The sequence below is a fragment of the Paenibacillus sp. E194 genome (genome assembly GCF_000935845.1).
Taxonomy (GTDB): Bacteria; Bacillota; Bacilli; order Paenibacillales; family Paenibacillaceae; genus Paenibacillus_B; species Paenibacillus_B alvei_B.
Genome location: NZ_JMDX01000196.1, coordinates 1 through 10,845 on the forward strand (window position 1 = coordinate 1; position 10,845 = coordinate 10,845).

11 protein-coding genes are annotated in these 10,845 nt (G+C 48.0%); all 11 read right to left on the reverse strand.

What is annotated here, in order from left to right:
* Window positions 1-66: 66 nt before the first annotated feature.
* Window positions 67-543, reverse strand: coding sequence for a hypothetical protein (locus AZ66_RS21755; protein WP_231586987.1), 477 nt, complete (start codon window positions 541-543; stop codon window positions 67-69).
* Complete coding sequence (locus AZ66_RS21760) at window positions 533-1,108, reverse strand: sigma-70 family RNA polymerase sigma factor (protein WP_021260977.1); 576 nt, start codon at window positions 1,106-1,108, stop codon at window positions 533-535. The genes AZ66_RS21755 and AZ66_RS21760 overlap by 11 nt, the downstream gene beginning before the upstream one ends.
* 520 nt (window positions 1,109-1,628) lie before the next feature.
* On the reverse strand, window positions 1,629-2,123 hold the full coding sequence (locus AZ66_RS21765; RefSeq protein WP_231586988.1) for a hypothetical protein: 495 nt from the start codon (window positions 2,121-2,123) through the stop codon (window positions 1,629-1,631).
* 99 nt (window positions 2,124-2,222) lie between these two features.
* Entirely contained in the window at window positions 2,223-3,569 is a 1,347-nt protein-coding gene (locus AZ66_RS21770; RefSeq protein WP_044356750.1) for an alpha/beta hydrolase, read from the reverse strand.
* On the reverse strand, window positions 3,566-4,912 hold the full coding sequence (locus tag AZ66_RS21775) for an alpha/beta hydrolase (protein WP_044356751.1): 1,347 nt from the start codon (window positions 4,910-4,912) through the stop codon (window positions 3,566-3,568). Before AZ66_RS21775 ends, AZ66_RS21770 begins: the two co-directional genes overlap by 4 nt.
* A gap of 25 nt (window positions 4,913-4,937) precedes the next feature.
* Window positions 4,938-5,852, reverse strand: a complete 915-nt coding sequence (locus tag AZ66_RS21780) for a LacI family DNA-binding transcriptional regulator (protein WP_044356752.1) — start codon at window positions 5,850-5,852, stop codon at window positions 4,938-4,940.
* Window positions 5,853-5,976: 124 nt separating this feature from the next.
* Window positions 5,977-7,728: a glycoside hydrolase family 13 protein gene (locus tag AZ66_RS21785; protein ID WP_044356754.1), complete on the reverse strand. Its 1,752-nt coding sequence runs from the start codon at window positions 7,726-7,728 to the stop codon at window positions 5,977-5,979.
* Window positions 7,729-8,018: 290 nt separating this feature from the next.
* Complete coding sequence (locus tag AZ66_RS31545; RefSeq protein WP_021260983.1) at window positions 8,019-8,852, reverse strand: sugar ABC transporter permease; 834 nt, start codon at window positions 8,850-8,852, stop codon at window positions 8,019-8,021.
* Window positions 8,853-10,169 carry a sugar ABC transporter permease gene (locus tag AZ66_RS31550; protein ID WP_044356756.1) on the reverse strand — a complete coding sequence of 439 codons (1,317 nt, stop codon included), beginning with the start codon at window positions 10,167-10,169 and terminating at the stop codon, window positions 8,853-8,855.
* 78 nt (window positions 10,170-10,247) lie between these two features.
* Window positions 10,248-10,496 carry a hypothetical protein gene (locus AZ66_RS32935; RefSeq protein WP_052648746.1) on the reverse strand — a complete coding sequence of 83 codons (249 nt, stop codon included), beginning with the start codon at window positions 10,494-10,496 and terminating at the stop codon, window positions 10,248-10,250.
* Window position 10,497: 1 nt separating this feature from the next.
* A partial coding sequence (locus tag AZ66_RS32940; protein WP_231586989.1) for an extracellular solute-binding protein occupies window positions 10,498-10,845 on the reverse strand: 348 nt, incomplete at its 5' end.

Consider the following 10,845-nt stretch of genomic DNA (forward strand, 5'->3'; position numbering starts at 1 on the left):
CCTGTATCCATATCAGCATTGACAATAATCTCTTGATGAGGCTCCTCGAATGTCTTCCCTTTTCCATTAAATGATATTAAAGATATGGATCTTTTCTCCGGCCCTGATTCCCTTGGTAATTTGCGCGTTTGCGATGTCGAAGTTCTTCGTCTCAGGGAACCCACTGTAAATGCGTGCAATCACTTCTTGTGCCGCCTTATTGCCGCTAATTTCATCCGCATATAAGTTCGTAATGACATAATCTGAATCAGCATCCTTCGTGACGAAGTTGCGCGCATCTTCTGTCCCAGATAGATTGAGCAAGGTACGAATCTGTGCCGCTACGGTTGGACCGGTATAAATGATAATTGGCGCGAGGAGTACAACCGCAAGAACGCATGCTACCATACGAATGTTCAGATTTGATTTTGATGTTTCATTATTTTTTTCATTGCGATATCGCTCGTAAGAAGCTTCTTGAATGCGCTTCTGCATGTCAGATGGATTTTCCATTGCTTCCGCACAATCCTGAAGCTTATCGCGCAGTTGTTGTTCAATGGACATAAAGTTCCTGCTCCTTTGCTGATTCTAGATACGGGCTGAGCTCGCGAAGCTTCCCTAGTGCAGCATGATGCCTGGATTTGACCGTGCCCACGGGAATGTCCAGCAATTCAGCGATTTCATCGAAGGTATATTCGTGATAATAGCGCAGAATAATCACCGCCCGAAGCTTGTAGGATAGCTGGTGAACCATGGTCAACATCTCCTGATGGGTCTCGGCCTCCAAGATCCGGCGATCCGAGAACAGATGCTCTTCCCTCTCCAAGAGCCTCTTCTTCTCGAAGATTCGGAACCTTCTCCAGCTTTTGGTTCTCCACTTTTGTATTTGCTTCAGCACAATGCCATGCATCCAAAATCGGAAGGGGCGATTCGCATCGTAATTGCCGATGGATCGCCACAGCTGAAAATATATCTCGTTCATAACATCTTCGATTTCATTTTTCTCCGTCATCAGAAAGACAACGGAGCGATAGATTTCGGGGAATGACCAATCATAGATCACTTGAAACGCAGATGAATCCCCTTCCTTCATCCGTTCAATCCAGTGCTCGATATTGATATCTTTCATGAAAAAAGGGCCCTCCTTGGTAAGCTTACAACCTATATTGCCTCGTTCACCCGAAAAGGTTCGGTTCTTTTCTACTTTTTTCTTTGTATTCGATTATATCTCTAACGAAGCTCTGCGTCGTCGGCATTTTCACGGTTCAATAGCAGCAGAGCATAAGATAAAAAAGAAGCACATTGGGTTGTGTTTCTCCTGCTTAGTACTTGTCCGAACGGAGTATGGTAAGAAAATAAGCAAATAGGCGTGAATGAGAAATCTCTTCTCATGCACGCCATGTTCATTTCAACATCAGCATTCTATTATAAGGTACGGAACTTCAGTTTGGTGCAGTCTATAAGGAACGAATACGTTCTTGTCTCCTTGGCTCCTTTTACGGATAATGCGAGCGCCAAATTGACAATATCCCGATCCTTCAAGCCTTGATTGCGGATCCAGCCATGCAGTTCCTTCTTCGGTCGAATCGTTTTATCTGCAAAGTCCGGATTATCCGATGCAATCTCGACCGCTTCTGCCGTTTCTCCCTTTAACGCCGATGTTTCGATTTCGTTATTACTTTTTGCATATCAAGTGTAACCTTGTCTTTATCCGAATTGTTTGTAATCGTCACTTCGAAGTCCGTCGCCTGTTCCGTAACCCGAATCGAATGAACTGTTACCTCTACACCGTTCACCGTAGAGGTTACTGGCAGCTTGTCCATCTTCTTGTCACTGCTGTCAGAATTGGCTCCCGGCTTCTTACGATTGAGATTCCCGTCCTTCGCCATACCACCATGATCGATAGCAGCTACACTGGAATTTTTAGGGGTATATTTATCAATCGGCGTCACCACTATCGTTCGATCGCCCATTGCCCCCGACAGTTCTCGCACTGGAAGTTGATTATCTATCGATACAGACAGTTTCTTTCCTGCCTCATCAAGTCCGTACCCCTCAGCATTGGCTATTATCGTTGAAGTACCGAATGCGATTCCCGTAAACAAGATAGCGCCGCATAAGAAGTCTATTTTCCATATCTTCATGCTGTATCGTTCCTCTCGTCTCTTTCTTCTTCTCCCGATGCCGATTCGCATATCACTCTTTTATTCGACCATTCACATCGTGCTTCCATCCGTTTACCCTTATTGCCCGCTCCATCTCTCAACATGTATCACTAAGGTTGCATCCTGCTCTGCCTTATAGCTGCGTTCGACGCGAGCTCCCGCTCCATCTACCTCCACGATTCCGTCTGCTCGACTCACTTGGAACAGCCAATCTGTATGCAGCGGGATGCGCAGGCGTGTCGCATATGCATCCGTGTTCGGATCGTACGTCAATGGGAACCAAGCGTACAGCTTGAGATCCTGCGGCGTACCAGGCGGCACATGGACAATGATCTCCAAGTCAACATGCGTACTGAGCTCCTCCACGATTCGCAGTGGCATCGAGGCTTCACAACAACCCTCAAATTGCACCGTTACTTCCGTAACGCCCGGGCGAAGCGGAATAACCGTACCATCATCTCGAACCTGCGCGATATGCTCATCCTCTACACGGTACGCGGCACGAAGTACTGACATCTTGAAGCCGGAATCGAACTCGATTATCGGATTCAGTCGGCACGGAGGCCCTGCGATCCCAACCACTTGGTCGCCATGCAGCATAAGAGAGCAAGCCTTGCCGCGCTTTCCGAAGAAGTGAAGAAGCGGTGCAGACACTCTCGCTGCCCAATCCTTCTCCACGTGCGACGCTTCGGGCTCATAGAGGTAGACAAGCTCGTCATCTGCTTTGTAGCCGATGCTAAGTAATTTCTCTGCTGCTTCGCGCACATGCTTTTCCATGACCAGCAGTCCTTCACGGCTGCCGAGATCGATCCAAATTTTCTTAGTGGACTGCTTGGCGGTAAAGGTATGGTACAGTGGCACTTCTTCCAAGGTTTCAGGATAAACACAATACAAGTAAGGAGAGACAATCCCCAGCATGCTGAATACGTCAGGACGCCGCAGCCCAATATGATACGTCACCTGCCCGCCCCTTGAAGAGCCCATTAAGGCCGAATGCTCCGGTTCTGGTCGTGTGCGGAATAGGGCATCCACATAAGGCTTGACCTCTTCAATCAGGAAACGCTCATACTGATGGCCTCGCGGTTGAATCGCAAACTTGTCGTCCTGATAACGAACGCCCTCTAAGTCATGCGTGAACTCATCTGCCCGCTCCATCCCCATATTCGGAATGCCGACAATGATGATTTCTTCCATGCGCTGTTCGGCAATCAGCATATCGGCGGCGGCGTGCACGTTCCATGAATAACCGTTGAAGGCCGGATGGAAAATATTTTGACCGTCATGCATGTATAAGACCGGATACCGCTTGTTCGGGTCTTGTTGGTAGCTCGGAGGGAGGTAAATGAACAGCTCTCTATCGTTATTCAGATATTCCGAGTGAAATGTTTCAACGCGCAAGATGCTTGATCCGTACTTTGTGCTCATCGCTCCTCCACCCTTTCCGACGCTAGATCGATCCAATTCTCAACTTCGTAATGCAGCTCCAAACCATCGATAACCGTGAATTTGCGATATGGCACTTCTTGACCGTAACGATCCGTTTCATGTTTGCCCAAACCACGGGAAATCCTGAACTCGAACGCCATATCCCGCGGCACCTTGAACGTGCCCCCATATTGCCCACCATCGATTATCGGCAGCTCGATCCCTGCATACAGCCTTTCGGTAGGCGGCGTATTTTCGGGCACCTTTACGACCAACGTAACTGTGGCCGTCTCCGAAAGATACGGAATGACTGTAATTTCTGTATGTGCTGTGAGCTGATCACGATGATAGATGACGCGCGTCTTGCCCGACCGCTTCGGAATGAGCGTTCCATCCACGGTTACTTCTAGGATGCGAGGATCGGCCACTTCATACCGGGCGTTCAAATCCGTCATGACAAAGCCGCTGTCGTAATGAACGACCGCATTGAACCTTTGCGTCGCCCCCAGAATTCCGACTACATGGGAACCGTGCAGTTCAGCATGTACGGGCGTTCCGATATCTCCGAAGAAATATAGGAGCGGCGCATGAACCCTTGCGGCCCAATCTTTCTGCGAGTGTCCGGAATCGACGGCATAGTAATACATCAGATCATTCCCCGGCTCATATCCAATCCGAACGAGCGTGTCTACGACCTGCCGCACATGCTTCTCCATAACGGTGAAGCCTTCCGCATCACCGACATCCATCCAGATCTTGAGATCCCTCTTTTCCGTATAGATATGACTTAGCCAGCGATCCTCCATCGTATCTGGATTTACACAGACAACGAATGGACATAAAGCTCCGATCATGCCGAACGTATCCGATTGGCGGAATCCGATATTGTAGGACACCAAGCCGCCAGCGGAAGACCCCATCAAAGCCGTATGCTCCTTGCCTGGAAGTGTCCGGTATTCTTGATCGATATAAGGCTTCACTTCCTCTATGAGAAACTGCTCGTACATCTCGCCTTGATTCGCTGTGTTAAATAGGTTATGCCCATCCGGATTGGCATGCATGTATTCCGCAATCCGTGCATCTTCGATATGGGAAATGGCAACCACGATGATTTCCTGCATCCTGCCTTCGGCAACAAGACGATCAACTGTAAGATGGACATCCCAGGAGTCTCCCTTGTGATCCGCGAAAAAGGCATGCTGCCCGTCGTGCATATAGAGCACGGGATATCGCTTCTGTTCGTTCTCCCGATAGCTCGGAGGTAAATAAATAAATACTTTTCTTCTATTAGATAAGATCCTCGAATAAAATTCGTCGATCTGAATAATACGTGATGAATCCACTACGCATTTCTCCTCATATATTGATCTACGAGGAGACTGGCAATTTCAAAAACTTCTCCTCGTGCACATACTCCACATCATCAATAAAGCTGTTCATAACGCCTACAAATGAATCGTATCTACTCAAGTCGAAAGTGACCCTCTCTGTATCTTGACCAAGAATTTCGGGACAGTGGCAGGTGCACCATGCAATCAAGTTGGGATGGACTTTGGCGGCTTCATTAGCAATAAACTCGTTCAGTACGATGCCTGGTTGGCCATCGAACTTGGTCAAGAAGGACTCCATCCCCTGGCTGTGTTCATATACATGAATCCGTTCTTCCGGCAAGCCCGATGCCTGCTTGATGACATCCGACCATTGGTTATTGTTATAGCGATCCATGATAAGAAACTGTGGAGCTTCATTCAGCAAATCGCGGGATCGTTGAAAGCCCGCTTCCACATCAGGCATAATTTTATGAAAAAGCGAGTCTTCAATATAGCTGTCCACGACAAACACAGGAATCCCGAAGCCAAAGTAGGGCGTAATCGTCGTAAATCGCTCCTGATCCACATTGATTAAAAATACGCCGTCTAAATTCCGTTCCATAATAACCTTGTATGACGGTTCCGTATTGTCGATTTGCATATAAATAACATGATAGCCAAGCGCACTGCATTGCTGTTCGATCTTGCTTATCGTCTTGGCGTACTTCAAATCTGACCCAAAGCTTTGTTGATCGTCCTTGAATATCAGAATTCCAATCAAGCCTGACTTCTTTACTTTTAAAGACCGGGCTGTTCGGTTCGGTACGTATTTGAGCTGCTGCGCGATTTTTAACACCTTGACGCGCGTCTCATTCGAAATGGATTGATTCTTAACGTCATTCAATATATAGGACACAGTAGCAATGGACACACCCGCTGCTTGGGCGATATCTTTTATCGTTGTCTTCTTCATCTTATTCGACCTCACTCGGCTTAGACTTAAACGTTTAAGCCAATTAAAGCATACCGCCCATAGGGTGTCAATTTAGCCCTAGATCTCGCAATCCATATCTAGTCGCAGCTTCATTTATCTTCATTTAGCTTGATTCAGCCATCAATACCATCCAACCATACGCCGGCAAGCTAATCGTAACGTTGTTATTCTTCAACGCAAATGATCCTTCTCCAAGTATCGAAGGTGATAACGACAACGAATCATCCTGCTCCAACGAGAAGGAGAACGCTCCTGCCTGCTCGCTATTATTGAAGCAAATATACATTTGCTCATCAGCATGCTGTCTTCGGATGACCAAGTGATCTCCGGATGCATAAACGAATCGGAATGAGCCTTGCCGCAGTGCTGGATGGGCGGTACGCAAAGCGATCAGTTCCCTATAAAAACGCAGCAATTCACCATTCTGCTTTTCCTCTTCCCATACCATTGGCTTCCGGCAATCCGGATCTGGCCCGCCTGTCATGCCTACTTCGTCCCCGTAATAAATGCATGGCGCACCGAGGAATGTGAACTGGAACAACGCCGCAAGCTGCATCTTGCGTTCATCTTGAGCTACTGTTAACAAACGCGGTGTATCATGGCTGCCCAATATCGTGAAGGTAGCTTCACCCACTTGCTTCGGATAGTCAGCCAACAGCCTATTCACTTGATAAGAGAACTGTTCCGCATCAATTGTCCCTTTTGCAAAGAAATCAAGAATAGCCTCCGTAGCCGGATAATTCATAACCGCGTCAAACTGATCGCCGCGCAGCCAAGTCATCGCATCATGCCATATCTCACCCAAAATATAAAAGTCCGGTTTCAATCCTTTGCATGTTCTGCGGAACTCACGCCAGAAATCATGGTCGATCTCATTCGCAACATCCAATCTCCAGCCATCGATATCGCATTCCCGAATCCAATATTGCGCGACTTCAAGCAAGTAGGCTTTGACTTCGGGATTGACCGTATTCAGCTTCGGCATATGGGATTCAAAGGCGAAGCAGCGGTAAGATGCTCTCGGCTCGCGTACGAGCGGAAATTGTTCGATATGGAACCAGTCCCGATAGCGTGATGCTTCCCCATGCTTCATAACGTCCTGAAACGGAGCGAACCAATAGCCGCAATGATTGAATACCGCATCCAAGATAACGCGAATCCCGCGGTCGTGGCAGGCTTTCACCAACTTCTTCAACAGGGCCACGTCACCAAACTGCGGATCCACCTTCAAATAATCGGTAGTGTCATATTTATGATTCGTCTTTGCCTCGAACAACGGGGTAAAGTAAATGGCATTAACGCCAAGCTCGCTAATGTAATCCAGACGATCCAACACCCCTTGGAGATCGCCGCCGTAGAAATCATGCTGCCCCGGGTCGTCGGCTGTCCACGGCCGTACCTGTTCAGGATCATTGTCAGGGTTCCCGTTGGCAAACCGATCAGGGAAAATCTGATAGAATACAGCATCCTTCACCCATGTCGGCGGCTGCAGCACCTCGCTTGACCATAAGAAGGGATAGTCGAAAAACGTCAGTGGATCCGCTGGCTTATCGGCAACAAATCCCTTTTCCGTATACCATATCGTCTGCTCACCCGCGGCTAATTTGAAGGCATAACGAAGCCGCTTGTGCGGAGGAGCTACCTCCACATGCCAATAATCGAACAGTTCGTCGCTGCCCATGATGAACATGGCAGCTTCCTTTGCGGTCTTGTCCCAATCGTATTTATCGCCATACAGAGCTGTGACCAACCGAAGATCACCTTTCTTCGCGCGCAGCCGGATATGGATCGTGTCGTTATCGTAAGAATAGCAATATGAATTTCCAGGTCTGTGGTAGATCGCTTCCAGTAACATAACAAACTCCTTTTTGTCGCTTTTGATCACGAAGATTGATCAGGATGTAAACTCGACATCGAATCTTGCATTCACTCTCGAAAAGCGTATGCTTTCGAAGTATGTTTCTTTCAGAAACATTTTAGCTGCTCATGTAGTCTCGCCTACATTCCGCTGCTCTTTACAAGCTTTGCGCAGCAAAGCTCACTTCGGAAGCATAAGCTTCGAGTTCTTGCAACCTTCTCGGTGCCGAAAACCGACCTTAATAGTAGCTTTTGATCACGAAGATTGATCAGGATGTGTCCCTGTCGTCAGCCTTTGTCTGCACCTGCCGTCATGCCGTGAATGAGATACTTTTGGAAGTACATATACAGCATCGTGATCGGCAAGGCCACCAGAACAGCGCCAGCAGCGAAGGTCGTAAAGCTTGAATTCGTCTCGTTCGCCACCATATTGTACAAACCTTGTGCCAACGTCATTTTTTCAGACGATCTGAGCACGATTTGCGGCAGGATAAAATCCATGAATGGCGTAATAAAGCTATTCAATGCAACAAACGTAATTGCAGGTAAAGACAGTGGCAATATGATTTTGAACATCGTCTCTAGGTGGCCCGCGCCATCGATATAGGCCGCTTCCTCCAAGCTTTTCGGAATCGTATCGAAATGGCCCTTCATGACCCAAGTACCCATCGAAATAGAACCGCCCGCATAGATGAGAATGAGACCCAAATGTGTATCAAGCAGCTTCGTCTGCATCAGCAGCACGAAAATCGCCATGATGGACAGAAAGCCCGGAAACATTTGAAGAATGAGCAATGTCATTAACCCTTGCTTTCTCCCTTTGAATCGAAAACGGGAAAATGCATAGGCCGTCGCTGCCACCAATGTCGTTGACAATGCCGCATTCGCAAGAGCGATCGTGACTGTGTTCGAAAACCATAGCACGAAATCCGTATTCCGAATCAGTTCCGTATAATGTGCGAGCGTGGGCTGATCAGGAAACATTCGGCTTACCATTAAGGAATTGCCCGGGTTAAGCGAAGTTCCGATTACCCAAACCAACGGATATACCGTTGTCAGGAGCAGCACGGCAAACACCGCGTAAATGCCCGCCACGACCAAGTTGTTCAGCAATTTAGACATTTAGACCATATCCTCTTCTTGAGTTATCTTCATCCGCCGATAGTTCCATAAGGAGAATACCGTGATAAAGACGAACATAATGATCGAGACAGCAGAGGCCATATTGAACTGGCTTTGATTCAACGTCATCTTGAATATCCAAGAGATTAAAATATCCGTGCTGCCCGCGTAATAATAATCTGGCTGGGTCGGATTGCCGTCCGTTAGCATGTAGATCAAATTGAAGTTATTGAAGTTAAAAGCAAATTGCATGATTAAAATCGGTGCCGTCGCCGCTAACACGAGCGGAAGCGTCAGCTTGACGAATCTCTGAGTTCCCGTTGCTCCATCCACAGCAGCAGCTTCGTACAAATCACGCGGCATTGTCGTTAATACCCCTGACATCAATGCCATCAGGAACGGAGTGGAGAACCACAAGTTCACGAGCAGAATCGTAAACTTGGCCATCGCCGGATCAGACAACCAAGGTACTGGCGCGAAGCCGAGCTTGGTGATCATATCGTTCACAGGCCCGAATGAACCGTTCAGCAGCACCCTGAATACCAGAATCGATATAAATTGCGGAACCGCCCACGGCAAAATGAACATCGTACGCCAAAACTTTTTGAATTTCACTTTGGGATGGTTCACCATCAATGCTAGCAGCAGCCCGCTAAAAAAGACGGACACCGTAGAGGCCGCAGCCCAGATGATGTTCCACACCGAAATGCCGAAGAAGGTGTTGCGCCACGCTTCTTGTGCAAATAAATCATAAAACGAGCTTAGCCCCGTCCAATCTACTAGGTTGCGGTCGGGAATATGGTTCGGAGCCGAATAGTTCGTGAAGGCAATCAGCACATTGAAGATGAGCGGCACTACCGTTACGAACAGCACGAAGCAGATAGAAGGCAGCAGCAGCAGATATGGGAAATGCCGAAGTTTCGTCTGCTTGATGGATTCGATGAACCCCGGAGCAGGGTGTCCTTCATCCCGCAATGCTCCGTTTCTCTTTGCGTCATAAATATTCAGGACATAGCACCCGGCGAACAAGAGAATGAGCACCAACGTAATAAGTCCTTCAATCATCATGAAAATAGAATGATCGCCTTTGAACACTTGTCCGGCAACCACCTTCGTAGGCGCGTCGCCTAACGTTATCAGCCCTCTTATTCCTCGATAAGCAATCGGATAGTAGATCCAAAAGAATAACTGTGCCGCGATCATCCACAGCAAGCCCTTCATATACTGCTTATTGTACAGCTGGCCTAATCCGATACACACAGTGGAGAATACAGCCGCTTTCGTCCGATGCCGACGGGCACCTGTTGTCAGTTCCATTCGGAAGACCGCCTTCGTCGATTTTTTAGATGTAGTTCAAAAAGTCAGCTTTTGATCACGATGTGATTCAGGATGTAGCTATTTTTTTGTCTGAATCGCTGTATTGATCTGCTCGACTGCCTTCTTTAAAACTTCGCCTGGTTGTTGATTGTCATTCCATATTGCAGCAAGGGCAGCCCCCGCCGGTACCCATACGTTGCCCATTTCTGGGATGGACGGCATTGGAGCAGAATGCTTCGTTTGTTCCAGAAAGGCAAGTGCGTTCGCATTCCCCTTGATGCTCGGCTCCTCCATCATGTCTTGTCTCGGCGGCAGCTGTGTTGTCATTTCATATCGCTTGACGAGATTTTTTGCGAGAGGTCGCATAGCTCGCGAACAGCTTCGCAGCAACCGGATATTCGGTATAGGAACTCACATACAGCGCCCGGATGCCGGACATGCTTCGTGGATGTTCTCCATTAGGCAGCAGAGGAAGCGGCGCCACTCCGAAATCGATGCCCGCGCTCTTCACGTCCGTCATGAGCCAAGGCCCTCCTATGATAGCAGCTGTTTTCCCTTCCATGAAAAATCCGGTAATGATATTATCGTTCATATCGTTGCTGTTGACAGGCAGTATTTTTTCAAAGATTGAAAGAACTCGGCTCCTGCAATCGATTCCGCATTGCTCAACCCGATA